The 17,409-nt window shown below is 36.8% G+C and carries 18 protein-coding genes; 11 read left to right on the plus strand and 7 right to left on the minus strand.

Annotated features, from left to right (window positions below):
• Positions 1-64: 64 nt before the first annotated feature.
• The gene (locus QRN68_RS05125; RefSeq protein WP_285395669.1) at positions 65-1,225 is read right to left on the minus strand and encodes a PucR family transcriptional regulator; all 1,161 of its coding nucleotides are present in this window, start codon (positions 1,223-1,225) and stop codon (positions 65-67) included.
• Positions 1,226-1,402: 177 nt separating this feature from the next.
• A complete protein-coding gene (locus tag QRN68_RS05130) occupies positions 1,403-1,615 on the minus strand; it encodes a hypothetical protein (protein WP_285395670.1) in 213 nt (70 codons plus the stop codon).
• Positions 1,616-1,815: 200 nt separating this feature from the next.
• On the opposite strand from QRN68_RS05130, the gene QRN68_RS05135 reads away from it, so the two are divergent.
• The 4 genes from QRN68_RS05135 (at position 1,816) to QRN68_RS05150 (ending at position 5,773) form a co-directional block, all read left to right on the plus strand.
• Complete coding sequence (locus tag QRN68_RS05135) at positions 1,816-2,715, plus strand: EAL domain-containing protein (RefSeq protein ID WP_285395671.1); 900 nt, start codon at positions 1,816-1,818, stop codon at positions 2,713-2,715.
• Positions 2,675-3,631, plus strand: a complete 957-nt coding sequence (locus tag QRN68_RS05140) for a GGDEF domain-containing protein (protein ID WP_285395672.1) — start codon at positions 2,675-2,677, stop codon at positions 3,629-3,631. The genes QRN68_RS05135 and QRN68_RS05140 overlap by 41 nt, the downstream gene beginning before the upstream one ends.
• A 368-nt stretch (positions 3,632-3,999) precedes the next feature.
• The gene (locus tag QRN68_RS05145; RefSeq protein ID WP_285395673.1) at positions 4,000-4,209 is read left to right on the plus strand and encodes a hypothetical protein; all 210 of its coding nucleotides are present in this window, start codon (positions 4,000-4,002) and stop codon (positions 4,207-4,209) included.
• Between the two features lie 169 nt (positions 4,210-4,378).
• Complete coding sequence (locus QRN68_RS05150; protein ID WP_285395674.1) at positions 4,379-5,773, plus strand: L-cystine transporter; 1,395 nt, start codon at positions 4,379-4,381, stop codon at positions 5,771-5,773.
• 386 nt (positions 5,774-6,159) lie between these two features.
• On the opposite strand, the gene QRN68_RS05155 is transcribed toward QRN68_RS05150, so the two are convergent.
• The 3 genes from QRN68_RS05155 to QRN68_RS05165 all read right to left on the minus strand — a co-directional run bounded on the left by QRN68_RS05155 (position 6,160) and on the right by QRN68_RS05165 (position 8,534).
• Positions 6,160-6,474 carry a hypothetical protein gene (locus tag QRN68_RS05155; RefSeq protein WP_285395675.1) on the minus strand — a complete coding sequence of 105 codons (315 nt, stop codon included), beginning with the start codon at positions 6,472-6,474 and terminating at the stop codon, positions 6,160-6,162.
• A gap of 136 nt (positions 6,475-6,610) precedes the next feature.
• Positions 6,611-7,165, minus strand: coding sequence for an SLOG family protein (locus tag QRN68_RS05160; RefSeq protein WP_285395676.1), 555 nt, complete (start codon positions 7,163-7,165; stop codon positions 6,611-6,613).
• A gap of 202 nt (positions 7,166-7,367) precedes the next feature.
• Positions 7,368-8,534 carry a DUF418 domain-containing protein gene (locus QRN68_RS05165; RefSeq protein WP_285395677.1) on the minus strand — a complete coding sequence of 389 codons (1,167 nt, stop codon included), beginning with the start codon at positions 8,532-8,534 and terminating at the stop codon, positions 7,368-7,370.
• A gap of 103 nt (positions 8,535-8,637) precedes the next feature.
• Here QRN68_RS05165 and QRN68_RS05170 point away from each other — a divergent pair, with 103 nt between their 5' ends.
• The 4 genes from QRN68_RS05170 to QRN68_RS05185 all read left to right on the plus strand — a co-directional run bounded on the left by QRN68_RS05170 (position 8,638) and on the right by QRN68_RS05185 (position 12,984).
• A complete protein-coding gene (locus tag QRN68_RS05170) occupies positions 8,638-9,339 on the plus strand; it encodes a response regulator transcription factor (RefSeq protein WP_285395678.1) in 702 nt (233 codons plus the stop codon).
• Positions 9,336-10,979 (plus strand): sensor histidine kinase, encoded by a 1,644-nt coding sequence (locus tag QRN68_RS05175; protein ID WP_285395679.1) that lies wholly within the window; start codon positions 9,336-9,338, stop codon positions 10,977-10,979. Before QRN68_RS05170 ends, QRN68_RS05175 begins: the two co-directional genes overlap by 4 nt.
• Before the next feature lie 338 nt (positions 10,980-11,317).
• Positions 11,318-12,355, plus strand: a complete 1,038-nt coding sequence (locus QRN68_RS05180; RefSeq protein ID WP_285395680.1) for a PAS domain-containing sensor histidine kinase — start codon at positions 11,318-11,320, stop codon at positions 12,353-12,355.
• On the plus strand, positions 12,352-12,984 hold the full coding sequence (locus tag QRN68_RS05185; RefSeq protein ID WP_285395681.1) for a response regulator: 633 nt from the start codon (positions 12,352-12,354) through the stop codon (positions 12,982-12,984). The genes QRN68_RS05180 and QRN68_RS05185 overlap by 4 nt, the downstream gene beginning before the upstream one ends.
• Before the next feature lie 269 nt (positions 12,985-13,253).
• On the opposite strand, the gene QRN68_RS27055 is transcribed toward QRN68_RS05185, so the two are convergent.
• Entirely contained in the window at positions 13,254-13,469 is a 216-nt protein-coding gene (locus QRN68_RS27055; protein ID WP_481817429.1) for a hypothetical protein, read from the minus strand.
• A 224-nt stretch (positions 13,470-13,693) separates the two neighbouring features.
• Between QRN68_RS27055 and QRN68_RS05195 the strand changes: the two genes are divergently transcribed.
• Genes QRN68_RS05195 through cydS form a run of 3 tightly spaced genes read left to right on the plus strand, consistent with a single transcriptional unit; the run spans position 13,694 to position 16,179 of the window.
• The gene (locus QRN68_RS05195; protein WP_285395682.1) at positions 13,694-15,037 is read left to right on the plus strand and encodes a cytochrome ubiquinol oxidase subunit I; all 1,344 of its coding nucleotides are present in this window, start codon (positions 13,694-13,696) and stop codon (positions 15,035-15,037) included.
• The gene (locus QRN68_RS05200) at positions 15,034-16,062 is read left to right on the plus strand and encodes a cytochrome d ubiquinol oxidase subunit II (protein ID WP_285395683.1); all 1,029 of its coding nucleotides are present in this window, start codon (positions 15,034-15,036) and stop codon (positions 16,060-16,062) included. Before QRN68_RS05195 ends, QRN68_RS05200 begins: the two co-directional genes overlap by 4 nt.
• A gap of 12 nt (positions 16,063-16,074) precedes the next feature.
• Positions 16,075-16,179, plus strand: coding sequence for a cytochrome bd oxidase small subunit CydS family protein (cydS, locus tag QRN68_RS27060; protein WP_481817430.1), 105 nt, complete (start codon positions 16,075-16,077; stop codon positions 16,177-16,179).
• A 220-nt stretch (positions 16,180-16,399) separates the two neighbouring features.
• Here cydS and QRN68_RS05205 read toward each other — a convergent pair whose 3' ends face one another.
• A complete protein-coding gene (locus tag QRN68_RS05205) occupies positions 16,400-17,302 on the minus strand; it encodes a TetR/AcrR family transcriptional regulator (protein ID WP_285395684.1) in 903 nt (300 codons plus the stop codon).
• Positions 17,303-17,409: the final 107 nt, after the last annotated feature.

Here is a 17,409-nt window from a genome sequence, read left to right on the forward strand (position 1 = left end):
GAAGAAAATAATTTGATTTTAATTCTAAATATTCAGGCGTTTTTTTGTACTTATTCCAAAGCTATCATTCAACATTCATTTTGCTATGTAATAAGTACAATTTAACGGCTGCAGCTATACGTTCATAAAAAACATAATCATTCTCTAAAGGTGCTACTAGTTGACGTATTTTTGATAAACGATAACGGATTGTGTTCGGATGACAGAAATGAGCAACAGCTACTTCCTTAATATTTCCTTGTTTTACAACATAGGTGATGGCTGTTTTCATTAAATCTGGATCAACTTTTTCCTCAAGCAGGGGACCAAGATAGCGATTTACATAGTCCATAGCAAATTTAGGGTCCTTGCGATGCAATTCAATTAACAAACTATCAGAAGCCAGGTTTTCATAATGACAGATAGGAGCCGTTTCAATTTCAGCCATGATACGTGCATAGAAGGCTTCCCGAACAGCGAAAGGGAGTTCTGTTTGTGTTAAGTGACAACGACTATAGCCAAAGGTCAATGAATCAGTTGAAATGGCATACATGGTTAACCATTCATTGAGAAGTTTTTCAAATTGAAATTGCTGCGATGGATGGGTCATTAAAATAAAGAGGCTCTTTTTATAGGTACAAATCATACCAGATTTCAAGAGAGGCTCTAAGTGAAATAGAGATTGCATCCATTGGTTATTTGTATGCTCTTGCATTTGGATATTAGCAACAAATACATATTTTTCAAAGGGCTTATTGATTTGCTGTAAAATGGACTTTATTTGTTCATCTGTTACATCCTCTTCCATTAGACGTCGCATAATCGTTTCTAAAAAGAATGAATAATCCTGTGTTTTTGCATAGGCCATCGTTTCTAAAATAATCTTTTCAAAAAATTCATCTCCGCCAAATCGCAATATCGGAAAATTTTGCTCATCTGCATACACTAGAATTTCCTCTGGCAAATCCTCATAGATGACAGGCTTATAAGCTAAAGCACTTGCCCCTAGCTCAATAAGATTTTTCACGGCATTCCATAAATATTCTGGCTTTTGCTTTGCGAATAATAAACTGCTTAGAACAACACTATTCGGTGTGAAAATCGTTTCTCTCACAGTATGAATATCGGGTGAAAATTCAAAGTCTAGAATTTCTACATTTTGAACGGGTTTATGTAAACCATTGCGACCAGCAACGACAGTAAAATCCTTTGTTATAGGCAGTTGTAAAAAATTCTCTACGTTCATGAGGATATCAGGCAACCTTTCTTATAATTGAGTTTCTAATCTTATTATAAAAGTACTTGTCAGTAAAATACCATTAGTATCGCTGATAAAGTACAGCGAATCGCTGATAAAGCGGTCAAAATCGCTGATAAAAGCCCCCGAATCGCTGATAAACTGGTCAGACCGCTGATAAACCAGTCAAGAACGCTGATAAAACATACCGAATCGCTGATAAACCAGCCGAAATCGCTGATAAAACCCCCGAATCGCTGATAAACCCCCCCGAATCGCTGATAAACTAGTCAAAATCGCTGATAAAAGCCCTCGAATCGCTGATAAACCGGTGAAAATCGTTGATAAAGCCCACCAAACCGCTGATAAACCAACCAACATCGCTAATAAACCAACCAATCTCCAATAACCTTTGCTTGAACTACCTTCTCCACATCCAGAATGTATACCACTCTACCAAGTGATCAAAAAAGATTATTTTTATACACAATTGAAAAGGAAATCTAGTGCTAGAGCCACCTATTTTTACATGTTATTCACAGTATATTTACAATACAAGCGTACAATAGATCATAATAACCAAATTAAGAGGTGCCAGAATGGAGTCTGTTGTGAGACAAAGCAAAAAAACAAGTAATTTTTTTTCTTATTTCAAGCATTTATATGGGCAGCATCAAAACAATACTTTATATATAAAACGTTTAAAATCGTTGAAGCAAATTATTCAGGACAAGAATTTGCATACATATTTTCAGCCTATCGTCGATTTACAGACGAGGCAAACGGTGGGCTTTGAGGCACTGAATCGTCCAGAGCCTTCAGAATTGTTTAATAGTGTAGATCAGTTTTATGAATTTGTTGGGCAAACGGACTGCGTGTTTTTATTTGAATGCTTTTGTCGAAACCTTTCATTACAACGTTTCAAAGAACGACTGCACGAAGATTTAGTCAATAGAGACTTTATAGTATTTGTTAATATACATCCTAATGTCTTACTAGATAAGAACTACCATAGTGGTGAAACCTTACAATTATTAATGGAGCTTGGTATTAAACCACAGCAGGTAGTATTTGAGCTAACTGAACGCAGTGCCGTGGTAGATTTTGTGGAGTTTGAACGTGTCTTATCACATTATCGTTCACAAGGTTATCGAATTGCAGTGGATGATGTGGGTTCAGGCTACAATAGCTTGAAAACTCTTATTTATTTAAAACCAGAATTTATTAAACTAGACCGTTCTTTAATACAATTTATAGATAAAAACAGCGAACAACAGCAGCTTGTCACATTGCTCATGAGATACGCAGAGCAAGCTGAGACAAAAATTATTGCTGAGGGTATTGAACGACAGGAAGAACTGAATTATTTACATAATATTGGTATTCACTATGCACAAGGTTATGCGATAGGGAAACCCGCAAAGGAAATACATTTGGGGAAAATAAGGATGGATGACCATGAAAATAGGAGAAGTCATAGAAAGTGTTCCTTGTATTGATGAATTTGTGAAAAATAAAGAAGTAGATTTGCTTTTTACAAACGATCCGTCATTACGTAGTGTTGTTGTTGTTCGAGATGATAAACCAATTGGGCATATTACACGTACGCATTTCTATGAAAAAATTGGTACACGCTATGGCTATAATTTATTTATGGGGCGGCAAAATCAACTTATTATGAAAGAGAATCCTTTAATTATAGATCGTCATACATCTATAACGGAAGTCAGCACGGAAGCAATGCGGCGACGACCAGAGGACTTATATGATGATGTAATTGTAACAAGAAATGGCTTATATTATGGTGTCGTAAGTATTCGGGAACTACTGTTAAAGCTTGTAGACACACAAGTAGCTATTGCAAGCTTTTTGAATCCGTTAAGCAGTCTCCCTGGCAATAAATTAATTGATGAAAAACTTGAGGAAGCATTACAGCTATCGCAATATAGTTTAATATACTTTGATTTAGATCATTTTAAATCCTACAATGACACGTATGGTTTTAATAAAGGGGATAAAATTTTACTGTATTTAACAGACATTTTGAAAAGAAATATAGTTGATACAGAAGAATTTTTAGGGCATATTGGTGGAGATGATTTCGTTGCTATTCTGCCGCATTATGAGGCTAATCCGATCTGTCAAAGAATTATTGATGAGTTTGATGCATCCATTTTGAACTTTTATGAGCTAGAAGATTTAGCGCAATTACAGATTCATAATAGGGCTGGTACACTTGAGCCTTTCGCATGTACGTCATTGTCCATCGCGATGACCACTAATCAATATCAACAATTTGAATCTGTTGATCAATTGTCAGATGCAGTAACGCGTGTAAAAAAACAATGTAAAAAAATTTCGGGAAGCTGTTACCTAGTTAATGATAATGAAAAAGAAACCTATCTCGTTCATTAAACGAAGTAGGTTTTTGAACTTTTATATAAGTATTCCACAAAAGTAATCTCCACATCTGCCACTTACATATTGTCACCAATTCTAGGGTTGTTGACTAAAATATTTATAAGACAGAAACGATCCTCATTAAAGTCGACAATTACGAATTTTACTCCGTTCCTCGTGAAAAAATCACTCTCTTAATTAGCGAATAAGGTTCATTGCTAAACTAAATTTACAGGCGTGTTTGCTGTTTTGCTAATATATTTCTATTTTAACTGATTATAGCGTAGGGCAACTCGACTCCCGCGGGAAAGCGAGACAGACGAGACCTTGCACGGAGCGAATGTTTTCTGTGTGAAAGCGTAGTGCTAACGTAGCGGCAGCGGATGTTTTATCTGCGCGAAAACGAAGTGTCAGCGGCGACACCAGCAGAGGAAGCGGCTCGACGCTCGCCCGCAGGAAGCATTGCTCTGCGCGAAAGCGAAGCGTCAGCAAATGTTTTATCTGTGCGAAAGCGAAGCGACAGCAACAACAAAGCGCCCAGTCGGAACGGAAATCAACCACACGTTATGGTGATGAGCCATAAAAATGGCTAATAACCCACACTTGTTAAATTTATTATATAACGTTTTTAGGGCATAAATAAAAGACATAAACAGCTTTCGTTTTAAAAAAATATTAATTCGAATAAAACATACTTGAATTATAGGGATTATAGGTATATAATTCGATTTACATTATAAAAACTGGTTAGGGGGCTTTCCATTGTCTACATTACAAATCATTCTTAACGTAGCCGTATTACTCGTGTTCGTTGGGATTTTATATTTTATGAATAAAAAGCACGTTAAGTTTTCAACTCGTGTTTTTGCTGCTCTAGGCTTAGGGATTGTACTTGGTCTTGGACTACATTTAATTTATGGTATTGATTCTGAGGTTTTAGCAAAAACAACAAGTTGGTACAATATTATTGGTACTGGTTATGTTAAATTGCTACAAATGGTTGCCATGCCATTAATTTTTATTTCAATCTTAATAGCCTTTACAAAAATGACGGTTGGTAAAAACTTTGGGAAAATGGCAGCTCTTATTTTAGCGATTTTAATCGGTACAACTGCTGTTGCAGCTGGTGTTGGTATTCTTTCAGCAACAGTATTCGATTTAGATGCTTCTCACATTATACAAGGTGCTGCAGAAACTGAGCGTGGAGCATATTTAGAGGAAAAAACTTCTGGATTAACTGCGCCAGATTTACCAACGCAAATTATCGAGTTATTCCCAGCAAACCCATTCTTAGATTTAACAGGTGCTCGTTCTACATCAACAATTGCTGTTGTTATTTTCTCAGCGTTCTTAGGTTTTGCGTACTTACGTGTAGCGCGTAAAGATAAAGACACTGCTGCTACTATTAAAAAGGGCTTGGATGCAATCTATGCATTAGTAATGGGCGTTGTAACAATTGTCTTACGTTTAACACCATATGGTATTTTAGCCATTATGGCACGTACAGTGGCAACTTCTGATTTCGGGGCAATCTACAATTTAGGTAAGTTTGTCATTGCGTCTTATGTAGCGTTATTTATTGTGTTATTAGTACACTTATTAATTATTACATTAAGTGGTTTAAATCCATTTACGTATTTAAAAAAATCTGCAGAAACATTATTGTTCGCTTTCACTTCACGTTCAAGTGCAGGTACTTTACCGATGAATATTAAAACACAAACAGGTCGTCTTGGTGTACCTGAGGGTATCGCGAACTTCTCAGGTTCGTTTGGATTATCTATTGGTCAAAATGGCTGTGCTGGTGTTTATCCTGCGATGCTAGCAGTTATGATTGCACCTACAGTAGGTATTAATCCGCTTGATCCAGTGTTCATCATTACTGTTATTGCAGTCGTAGCGATCAGTTCATTTGGTGTAGCTGGTGTTGGGGGTGGTGCAACATTCGCAGCGATTCTTGTATTATCAGCACTTGATTTACCGATTGCACTTGCGGGTGTATTAATCTCTGTTGAGCCATTAATCGACATGGGCCGTACTGCTCTTAATGTAAGTGGTTCAATGACGGCTGGTTTGACAACAGCACGTGTCACAAAAGAATTGGACACAGAAATGTACAACAATAAAGAATTAGGTGCTCAAGTAGCGGACCTATAAAATGAAGCTTTTCATCAGTAGGGGTTATCTTCATCCCACGCTGATTATTAATCTTCGCTGATCGGATAAAAAATAAAGTGGCTGGGACAAAACTGGCCAAAACCTAAAAAGCGCGAGAAATCAATTTAGAAACTTTGATTTCTCGCGCTTTTTTGATGTTAAATATAGTGTTTCATGGAGGTAGATGTCGATATTTTTCGAAAGTTGGGTGATAAATCGAAAAAGTTAGTCTATAAAAGTTCTCAAGGCAGTAAATCTCCGGAAATATACTGCTATTAACAGAGAAATAGGGTAAAGAAAAAAGAGAAATCAAACAGCATCGATTTCTCTTTTTTCTTTACTATCAGCTAGTTTTGTCCCAGCCTCTTTGAATGCCCGCTTTCCCTTTATATTATTTTTACATAAAAATCTTTACCGTTCATAAGCTCGGTAAGCTCAATGCTGTAATTTGTTTTATAGTAATCGTAGATATTACGTGCTAACCCGGAGTGTCCATTTAAATATGTTCCCTTTTTAATCTCTTTACGTGGATTGTGGAAATCAAAATACAAGCGTGAATCGTCAGACATTGTATCTAAAATAGCTTTAAATTCTTGTTCTTCAATTTGAATCCCGCGTGTATATCTGCATTCTCTGCGGTACGTATCGTGAGAAACATTCACCGGCGAAGGCTCAAGAATCATTTCGATTTTTTTATTCAAAATGTTAACAGCTCCTTTTAGGATATTAGCTACAAAGGGTAGTGAAGCAACAAGCGAAGTGCTTAGATAAACGCTTCCAACTGCATATGTCTACTTATTCTAGTATATAATTATCAGAAAATTATAGCAATATTTCTCACCAATCTTGTTGCTGCATTTCCTCTGCAATAACTTGTAAATCATAAGCCGTAATCATTAAAATTGTATAGTCGTGTGTTTCCGTATATTTTTCTGCTAGACGCTTCATATACTTCGGGGAGCCTTCATTTTCTTCGTCATAAACTAGCAGTAGAGCATCTGTATTTTGAATAATGAATTTGTCTTTTTCGATAAATTGCCACGGCGCCTCGTATGGCTTTTTCGTTACACTAGTGACAAAGTCTGCTTGAGCTACTAATGATTGATACTTTTCTTTTTTAGGATCTTGCCAGTTTTTTTCTTGCTCTAAAAAAGGAGTGATCACAGCATATTTTAAATGGGGAAATTCTTTTTTTAACATCAGAACAACCTCAGCACCCCACGATTCTACACCTTGCTGCCCGCTAATAATTACCCATTCTAACCCTTCATCAACCAGAATACGTAGACGGTCTTCGAGTGCTTTTTTGATGATGGCAATGCCAGGATGCTTGTCATTGAAAATTCCTAGTTCATGTGGTCTATAGCCAGTGATAATAATGCGCTGTAACAACAAAACGCCCCCTAAGCTGTATATTATGTAGTACTAGTATACAGTAGGGGGCAGGTGAAAACGAATTCCAATATGTTGTATAGGTGTTCCCAAGTTGAGTGAAGTATTAGCTTATTAAAATGCAAATAGTGTTAAGACTGCAGCTACAGCAGCACAGATGCCTAAAAACCACCATGTGTCTGTAAAATCCTCTTTGGAGTCACTATCCATGTATAGTACTTCCTTTCTGTTTGATTTTAAGCTGTCCGTTCCAAGACCAATTCGTCCAAACTCGCAGTACAGTTTCAAATGGTCCGCGTTTAAATCTCTTTAAATAGGCAAGGCTGAAAACACATTGTAAGCTATACAAAACGATTCCAAATAAAATACCGCCGAACACGCCTAGCTTGCCGAATAAGCCTAGACCATATCCGTAAAATACTGTTGTACAAATGATCGTTTGCATTAGATAATTGGTTAATGATAGTTTACCGACACTCTCGAAAGCAGGAGCTAGCAGTTGTACTGGGCGAGTTTTATATAATAAAGCTGCAAGGCAGACATAGCCAACTGACAGTAGCTGAGAACCACCCATCATCAACATGCCAGAAAAGTTACTTTCTATAAAACTTAAACTTTTACAAGCTAGCCCTATTGGAACGAGCAAGGCACCTAACTTATACCATTTCTTTTCGTCCTCCATATTTACAAAAGCTTGTTTTTTAGCGAGCCCCATACCGAAGAGGAATAATGAAGCAAAAAATACTGGTGCAATAATGAGAAGAATGAATATGAAAGCAGGATCATCCATTCCAGGAGGGAGAACATTTGAACGAAAATCCTGTATTTCTAAATAGCTTCCATTAGCATACACATCATTGGCTTTCTCAATAAAAGTTGCCATCTCTTTTTGTTCTTTTTCGGATTCGGTTGCAGAACCGAATGATAAGGCTGTTGTAAGTAAGAATAAGATACCAGCCCAAACAAATAATGTTTTTGGTTTGCGATTAATAAATGGGATTAAAAATAGAGTCATGCATCCATAGGAAAATAAAATATCGCCATCCCATAAAAATGAATGGAGCCATCCTAAGGCAATTAACCCTGTTGCACGACGTAAAATAGACCATCGACTCTTATCCTTTTTTTTACGAATAGACTCAATCAGTTTAATAAGAGAGAAGCCGAATAAAATTGTAAAAATCGGCATAAATGAGCCTTCTATAAAAATTTCTACAAAATACAAGGCCCCATTATCGAGGGTGGATAGATTTTTTAGTTCATCATTACCGTACATGCCAAACTGGAAAATCAACAAATTCGCCATTAAGATGCCAAATAAACTAAACCCACGCATTGTATCAATGAAAGTAACACGGTTTGTTGTCATTGCGTTTTATCTCCTTAATTGGTTATCTTATACATAGTATAGTTGGAATAACTTATGGTGGAATAATGACTACCTTAAAGTAATCTTAAAAGTAGGTGAGAGAATGCAAGATGCTTCAATTTTAGTGTTAGAGGACGAACATGCAATTGCGGAAATGATTGAAATTATATTAAGAAAAGAAGGATTTTTAAACATTACACTCTGCGGCACTGTTCAAGAAGCAAAAAAGAAAATTGAAAATAAGGTTTTTGATTTTTACCTTTTAGATATTATGCTTCCAGACGGTAGTGGGCTTGATATGGCGAATATGATTCGTGAGCAAAGTGATGCACCTATATTCTTTTTAACAGCAAAAGGTAGTGATGCAGATAAGCTTCGTGGTTTTATGAATGGCGCAGACGATTATATTACGAAGCCATTTAATCCACTTGAGCTTGTTGCAAGGGTGAAAGTACAGCTTGCAAGATATATAAAGAAAAAGCGTGTGCCAGAAAGTCATTTATTTACATGTAGTCGCTTTACATTTGATATCGATGCAGCAGAGATAACTGTTAATGATACAAAGGAAATTATTAGTGGGCGATTATTTCATTTATTGAAATTTTTGTGTGAAAATGTAGGGCAAGTATTATCGAAGGAGCAAATTTATGAGCGAGTCTGGGGCGATTGTTTGTTTGATGATAATACAGTGATGGTTCATATTCGAAAACTGCGAGAAAAAATTGAAAAGAATCCTGGTAAACCAACTTGCATTATAACTGTGAGGGGGATTGGCTATAAACTAGTTGGAGATGTTCAATCATGAAGCCAGCTGGAAAATTATCACTTCGTTTCGTGTCTTATTTCATCGTATTTTATTTACTAATCATTTCAGGCTTTATTATTAGTTTGATATTTTTTGCAATCTTTATCAATGGTCATGTTGGTGACAATATTCATATCATGACTTCTTCTGAAATAAAAGATGATGCTGTCGTAGAAGAAGGAGGATCTATTAAGCTTGCTGATTATTTAGTGAAGCGAGCGAAGGAGAACGCAGGGCAATTATATTTGTTCGATCAATCGATGGACATCGTTGATTACACGGGAGATAGTTGTGAACTATGTGGAATGACAGATAACGAAATCATTGCTCTTAAACGTCCAGGAATGCACACGTGGGAGATTCCTAAATACTATTTGCTATTCCTCCCGACATCACCTGTCCAACCACTTTTTGAGGAAGTATATCAGAGTTGGAAGGAAAAAGAGGAGATTTCTTCAGAACTGCTCCAGCGTTTACAAGATAAGAAGGCTTCTGTTGAAATCTATAACGAGCAGTGGGACCGTGTAGGAGTCATTGGTAAGGGCTATAAAAAGCTACATAAACCTCAGTTACTAGAAGAGAAATACGATATTTTTGAGCATAAAGAGCTTACGCAAAGTGCAGCTTTAGAGGATGGCTCGACATTAGTTGTACGCATGCCTAATCCATCCTATAAGCCATTTGATGAACCTTTTACTAAAGCGATGGTTTTATTTGTTTCCATCTTCTTTGGTGGACATATTTTAGTGTTAATAGGGGTTACCTTCTTATCGATTAGCGTTTCCCGTCAATTTGTTCGTCCGCTTGTTTATGTACTATCTCGTATTGAGCGACTGACACAGTTTGATTACAGTGCAGTAAGAGATAAAAAAATTCATCATCGGAAGACAGGGAAGCTGAAGAGGAAATATAAATTATTTCAGCCAGTGGATGAATCCCTCAATAATTTATCGGAACGTCTATCCTTTAATGAAAGGCAAATTAAGCATGCAGAGCAATTGCGTGAGGAGTGGATAACAGGCTTATCGCATGATTTAAAAACACCGTTAAGCTCTATTTTTGGTTATTCTACAATGCTTGCTTCAGAAGATTATGAGTGGACAAAGGAAGAAATGCGTATCTTTGCGAATACGATGCAGGAGAAGGCGACGTATATGGATGCCCTTATACAAGACTTAACCTATACGTATCAATTAAAAAATAAAGCGATACAGATTGAAAAAGTGTTATTGACACTCAACACGTGGTTACCTCAATTTGCAGATGAGCAGGTGTCTGTGAAGGTTTATGGGGATGTTGTGCTCGAAGCGGACGAGCTTCTATTAAAGCGCATTTTAGATAATTTAATTACGAATGCTAAAAAATATACTCCTGTTGGTACAAAGGTAAATGTAGAAGCGCAAAATATAGGCAAGGGCATTATGCTAACAATTGCCGACCAAGGTCCTGGCATTCCGCAAGAAGAGCTAGATAATCTTTTTGAACGCTATTATCGAGGTACTAATACGACTGATGATACAACGGGTACAGGTCTAGGATTGGCAATTACTAAGCAGTTAATTGATTTACACAATGGTACCATTAGTGTCCAATCAGGAGCAGAAGGTACTGTTTTTGTGTTGAAATTTAATTGTAAATAATAGTTTTTTGGCTCATTACCAAAAGTTAGGGATGACATTTGGTAAAACGTATGCCATATATTAATTGGATTAGAGGCTGGGGGCTCATCGGATGCTCCGGGAAAGCGCCCAGTCGGAACGGAAATCAATCACATGTTATGGCGATGATCCAAAAAAATATGAGCGTTCTCATCATTTGGAAATCAGAACATGAAGCGAAGAGTTATACCTTGATAGAAGATAAAATATAGGGCAAAGTGTTGATTGTAACAAGTAAACTTAAAGGAAGGTAACTTCAAAGAAATATAAGAAACGTATTTTTCGGTGTGCCTTCATTTTAAGCCAGGAGTGTGTTTAGCTTGGAGAAAGAACAGTTAAAAAATAAATATTTACAGCAAATATTTCAATACATTCAAGACGGCATCATCATTATGAATCACAATCGTGAAATTTTAATGATGAATCCATCAGCGATGAGATTAACGGGATGGGAATTAGGAAATCGAGTGCCCTTTTGTTCATTTTGTGAAAATCGCCAAAAGTCTCCAACAGAACATACATGTTATTTAATAGAACATAATGAGGTTCCCTATTTTTTATCGAAAATGCTTACGTATCATGGTTGTAAAATAGATGTTGAAATTAGCACAGCACTGATGTATACAGACAGTAAAACAAACGAGCAAGAGTTTCTGCTTGTACTGCGCGATCAAACCCTACAGTTAAAGGAAGAAGAGGCTCGGATTTCAAAACTGATTATTAAACAGCTGATTGAGGCGAAAGAGGAAGAACATAAAAGGCTTGCGCAGGAATTACATGATGGCGTTGGCCAATCGCTATTTACAATTTCTGTTGCATTGCAAGCGATAGAATCCTATGTCAAAGATAATGAAAAGTTAAATACGTATATTGAAGAAGTACGCAATGAGCTAGGGCAAGTAATGAATGATATTAAATTGTACGCCTATCAGCTCCGCCCGCAAAGCATTGACCAGTTAGGGATTTCACCTACATTAGGTACACTTGTAGATTCAGTGCAGAAGGTTCATCCCGGTATTTCTATAGTATTCGAAACGGATTTTGAAGAACGTTGCCATCCATCTGTAGAAATCAATATTTACCGCGTTGTACAAGAGGCTTTACACAATATTGTTAAATATGCAAAGGCTTCTAAGGTCGTTATTCGGCTCGAAAAGAAAGCTGGAGATTTAGCGCTCTATATAGAAGATAATGGCGTAGGATTCGATCTACAGCACGTGAAGAAAGAAGGACTTGGCTTAAAACATATGGAGGAGCGAATAACTTTGTTAGGCGGATCTTTTAATATTACTTCTGCTTACGATAAAGGTACAAAAATTAGTATTCAAGTACCTAATTGGAAGGATGACTATAGATGATTCGTGTTTTAGTAGTAGATGATCATGTGCTAATCCGTAAAGGACTTGTTCTTTTATTGGAAAATTATAAAGATGTAGACGTTGTAGGTGAAGCAGGTGATGGAGCAGAGGCGATAACTCAGGCAATATCATTAGAACCAGATGTCATTTTGATGGATGTATCCATTCCGAATGGATTAGATGGATTTACGGCTACTCAAGAAATTCATAAACAAATGCCCAACGTTAAAATTATTATGTTAACAATGCATAATGAAGTTGCTTATATTCAAAAAGCGATTGCTGTTGAAGCTCATGGTTATATTTTGAAAAATAGTCAAGGTGGGGTCCTTTATGAGGCTATCCATGCTGTATCAAGTGGTCGTGTATATTATAACGTTGGTATTCCACAAGAACAGATTAATAAATTGTTTGAACACAAAGGGCATGAAGATAAATGCATTTTAACTGTGCGTGAGCAGGAAATAATGAGGTTAACAGTTCTAGGGTATACGAATGTCCAAATTGCTGAACAGCTATATATCAGCAGTAAAACGGTTGAAAATCATAAATCGAATATTATGCAAAAGCTTGATTTAAGTAATAAAGCTGAGCTTATTCAGTATGGGCTTGCAAATAACTATATGTAATAGCTCATTGTTGTAAGAAGCGAAAGCTTTATCGAAATATTATATGCCAAAAGGATGTTAGACCGGTTACAGGATCACTCGAACAAGGAGTGGTCTTTTTTTTATCTTCATTCAACAAATGTTTTTGTACCTCGAGGTCGCTTCGATCCCTCGCACCAGATGTAGCACTTTAGCATATTTGTTCTTCTTATTCAAAGTAATTTGCAATATTGTCACAGTGAGGAAAGCTAATAGTGGAAAACCCCTATATGTCTGAAAAAGCAGCGGGACTATACTGAAAGCACATGAATAAAAGGAGATGCAAGCGCAGTGGATATAACATTTTTAATTGCGATTTTCCTGACGGGATGCGTTGGATCTTTTGTGTCCGGTATGTTGGGAATACGCGGTTCAATCATTAAATACGCAATGCCGCTATCTATACCGCCACCTTTTGCCTTAGCGGCATTTTCATTACCATAAAGACTGACGGCTCCGCTTGGCACAAAAGTAGGTAAAAAAGAAAGCGAAAATTTTGCAATGTATTGTAGCCGTACTCATTTTAACGACAGCGATTAAAATTGGGGTTGATTGATGATGTTTAAAAAACAAAAAGTTGTTGCCTATAAATCACAGGAGAAAAAGCTAATAATTATGAGTTTTTTTGTAGCTGGGATAATGCTTCTTTCACTAGTTGGAAGAATTTTTGGTACATAGGAGATGAAATTAAATGAATGATTCAGCTGTAATATGGAGTCGAGCCTTAACAGAGTTAACATTGTCATTCCATATTATTTACGCAACGATTGGCGTTGGCATACCTTTAATGATAATGATTGCTCAATGGGTCGGATTAAAAAATAATGACGAACACTATTTACTACTCGCAAGAAGATGGGCAAGAGGGTTTGTCATTACTGTAGCGATAGGTGTTGTGACTGGTACTGCTATTGGATTGCAGTTATCACTACTGTGGCCAAGTTTTATGGAGTTGGCTGGTCAAGTTATAGCATTGCCGTTGTTTATGGAAACGTTCGCGTTCTTTGTGGAAGCAATTTTCTTAGGGCTTTATTTATATACATGGGATCGATTCAAAAATCCAAAGCGACATCTATTATTATTGGTTCCAGTAGCTATTGGTGCTTCTATGTCGGCCGTTTTTATTACGATTGTGAATGCATTTATGAACGCACCACAAGGCTTTGATCTTGTAGATGGGGAGCTTGTGAATATTCAGCCTGTACTTGCTATGTTAAATCCTGCAATGCCAACGAAGGTAGCGCATGTATTAGTGACATCTTATATGACGGCAGCATTTTTATTAGCTTCTATCGCAGCTTATCGTATGCTGCGAGGATCGAAGCATGTGTATCATAAAAAATCGTTACATCTATTAATGAAACTTGGATTAGTATTTTCGCTAGCAGCACTGATCGTAGGTGACTTTTCTGGGAAGTATTTAGCTGAATATCAACCTGAAAAATTAGCTGCTGCTGAATGGCATTTTGAAACAAAAGAGGATGCTTCGCTTGTACTATTTGGTGTATTAGATGGAGAAGAAGTAAAATATGCCATTAAAGTACCGTACGCACTGAGTGTATTGGCGCATAATAATCCTTTTGCAGAAGTAAAAGGTTTAGATCAATTTCCTGAGGATGAACAACCTCCACTTTACATCCATTATTTGTTTGACATCATGGTAGTAATCGGGATTTTCTTAATAGCCGTTGCAGCTATTTATGTACTAGGTAAGTGGCGAGGATGGAAGTTCGTTTCTTCAAAAAGCTTTAAGAGAATAGTAGTGGCAGGTGGTCCACTAGCGCTTATTGCTGTTGAGGTAGGCTGGTGGTTTGCGGAAGTAGGGCGTCAGCCTTGGATACTTCGTGGTTATATGAAAACGGCGGAAGGAGCCACAACAAGTGGTCAGGTCGATACTATGCTAATACTATTTGCAGGGCTTTACATTGTATTAGCAATAGGAAGTGTCGTAGCACTTATTCGTATGTTCCGTAACAATCCAATCGAACGTGAAATTGAAGAACATAAACAAGTGGAAGGATGTGAAGGACAATGAGCTTAGAAATCTTAGGAATTTCAGTACTATGGTTATTTCTTTTTGGCTATGTCATTGTTGCATCCATAGACTTTGGAGCAGGCTTCTTTAATGCTTATAGTGTCATGGTTGGGAAAGACCGTATATTGGCAAATGTCATTAAGCGCTATTTATCTCCGGTGTGGGAAATTACAAACGTCTTCCTTGTATTTTTCTTTGTAGGAATAGTAGGGTTCTTTCCTCAGTCGGCTTACTATTATGGCACAATTTTGCTAGTGCCGGTCAGTATCTCATTAATATTAATTGCAATTAGAGGTAGTTATTATGCATTTGAATCTTACAGTTCGAATGGTATACACATCGGTTATACATTGATGTATGGAATTACTGGTTTATTCATACCAGCATCCCTTTCTATTGTATTAACGATATCTGAGGGAGGGTTCGTGAACATTGTCAATGATGAGCCACACTTACAAATTGCTAAACTTTTCACAAGTCCGTTAACTTGGTCTGTTGTGCTATTAAGTATAATGGCGGTTTTGTATATTTCGGCTGTCTTCTTAACTTGGTATGGGAAAAGAGCGCAAGATGAACATGCTTCTAATTTAATGAGAAAGTATGCGCTCGGTTGGTCGTTACCGCTCGTCATAAGTGTAATAGGAGTTATGGTGGCGTTAAAGGGACATGTGCCTGAGCATTATGAAAATATGTTAAATCTGTGGTGGCTTTTCGCAATATCAGGTGTTCTCTTTTTTATCACACTAATTCTTTTATTTAAAAAGAAAAACTATGGAGTAGCTGTCTTTTTAATGGTTGCACAATTCGGATTTGCATTTTTCGGTTATGGTATTTCACATTATCCTTATTTACTGTATCCGTACCTATCAGTCTATGACAGCTTTACAAACGAAACAATGGCTGTTGCCTTAGTGATAGCGTTTATTGGAGGGCTAGTTCTACTCATTCCTTCACTATATTTAGTAATGAAATGGTTTGTGTTTGATCGTGACTATGCTAGCGGTAAACGTAATCATCATGTATAGGGAGGGACTATAATGAATCAATTTATAATTTTGTATGCACCTTTTCTTGTAGTGGCTGCCAGTATTGTGATTGGCTTTTGGATAGGGCCAAAAGATCGTCAAATAAGCAATAAATAGATAAATTCCATATTAATTGAGGGGCTATCTAGAAAGAGACTTTCTAGATAGCTCCTTTAAGTGTTTTACTATATACCAGGTGTGTTGATTAACCATTTCTAGACATTCGAAGAGGCTGATTTCCGCTACGGGCTACTCGCTTTTCTGCGGGAGTCGAGTAGCCCTAGTTAAAATAGAAATACATTAGCAAAACCTATTTTTCCCCAATTAACACGCCTAACTATATACATCTCTCTGATGGATGCTCAATTTTTACATAGCGCCATAAATTATTGGCGATGTCGCGTGCTTCAGCAGCATGTCCCGTCCCGACGAATGCTTTTCTGAAAGGAGTAAGTAGTGATTCGATGATGAAAAGCTTTGGTTTCTCACGTTGTAATTCTTCTAGCAAAAATTCAGTGTATTCTAAGCCCTCAACTGTTTCATCCTTCGGCAATTCCTTCATAAATCCATGCAATTGTTTAGCAATCATTTCCTTGTTAATCGATTGATAGTTCACCACATTTTGAATAGCGTTAATCATTTCAACGTTTATAATGACTTCTTTGGATTCTAACATTACAGGAATAATTGCTTTAATATTACGCAATGCTACACGGACAATTGTTTCGCGACTAATAAATTGGAAATCCGAAATTAAAACTGCTCGTAATGAAAGGTTAATCATTCCGAGTGCCTGTATAGCGCATTCATAGCTCAGTGTACTAATTTCTTCACCGAAAACTTGTACAAAACGATTAGCAAGCCATTCTAGCTCCTGTAAGTAATAGTTCAAAATAATCTTTTTAAGTTCTTTGTCACGAGAAGAGGTAATCGACTCGAAAATTTGAATTAGATTGTGCTCCCGATTGACATACATGAGCACGGCAACTTGCTGTGTTAACACTTCTAAGTCAGTCGGGTCTTTTCCGTAAAGAAGCTCATGTCGACGATTGCTTGCCTCTTCGCGCCCTTCATCTAGAATAGCGATTAAACATTCATTTTTGGCAGCAAAATGATTATAAAATGTACCTTTTGAAATTTTAGCTGCACTAATAATATCGTTAATGGATGTTTCTACGAATCCTTTTTCGATAAAAAGTTCACGAGCAGCAGTAATTATTTGTCTTTTTCTTTTGTTCATAACCTCACCTTTTTGAAATTATTATACTATCATTCTATAACTAAAACGCTTATATATCAATGTTTAGGGAAAAAATATTCTTTTTTGTTGAAAAAAGTAGACTGCGA

The sequence above is a fragment of the Lysinibacillus sp. fls2-241-R2A-57 genome, from assembly GCF_030209535.1.
Classification (GTDB): domain Bacteria; phylum Bacillota; class Bacilli; order Bacillales_A; family Planococcaceae; genus Lysinibacillus.

Coding starts and splice junctions, on each gene's coding strand:
- QRN68_RS05125 (WP_285395669.1), bottom strand. CDS start 1,225: ATGAACGTAGAGAATTTTTTACAACTGCCTATAACAAAGGATTTTACT.
- QRN68_RS05135 (WP_285395671.1), top strand. CDS start 1,816: ATGGAGTCTGTTGTGAGACAAAGCAAAAAAACAAGTAATTTTTTTTCT.
- QRN68_RS05140 (WP_285395672.1), top strand. CDS start 2,675: ATGAAAATAGGAGAAGTCATAGAAAGTGTTCCTTGTATTGATGAATTT.
- QRN68_RS05145 (WP_285395673.1), top strand. CDS start 4,000: ATGTTTTATCTGCGCGAAAACGAAGTGTCAGCGGCGACACCAGCAGAG.
- QRN68_RS05165 (WP_285395677.1), bottom strand. CDS start 8,534: ATGACAACAAACCGTGTTACTTTCATTGATACAATGCGTGGGTTTAGT.
- QRN68_RS05170 (WP_285395678.1), top strand. CDS start 8,638: ATGCAAGATGCTTCAATTTTAGTGTTAGAGGACGAACATGCAATTGCG.
- QRN68_RS05175 (WP_285395679.1), top strand. CDS start 9,336: ATGAAGCCAGCTGGAAAATTATCACTTCGTTTCGTGTCTTATTTCATC.
- QRN68_RS05185 (WP_285395681.1), top strand. CDS start 12,352: ATGATTCGTGTTTTAGTAGTAGATGATCATGTGCTAATCCGTAAAGGA.
- QRN68_RS05195 (WP_285395682.1), top strand. CDS start 13,694: ATGAATGATTCAGCTGTAATATGGAGTCGAGCCTTAACAGAGTTAACA.
- QRN68_RS05200 (WP_285395683.1), top strand. CDS start 15,034: ATGAGCTTAGAAATCTTAGGAATTTCAGTACTATGGTTATTTCTTTTT.
- cydS (WP_481817430.1), top strand. CDS start 16,075: ATGAATCAATTTATAATTTTGTATGCACCTTTTCTTGTAGTGGCTGCC.
- QRN68_RS05205 (WP_285395684.1), bottom strand. CDS start 17,302: ATGAACAAAAGAAAAAGACAAATAATTACTGCTGCTCGTGAACTTTTT.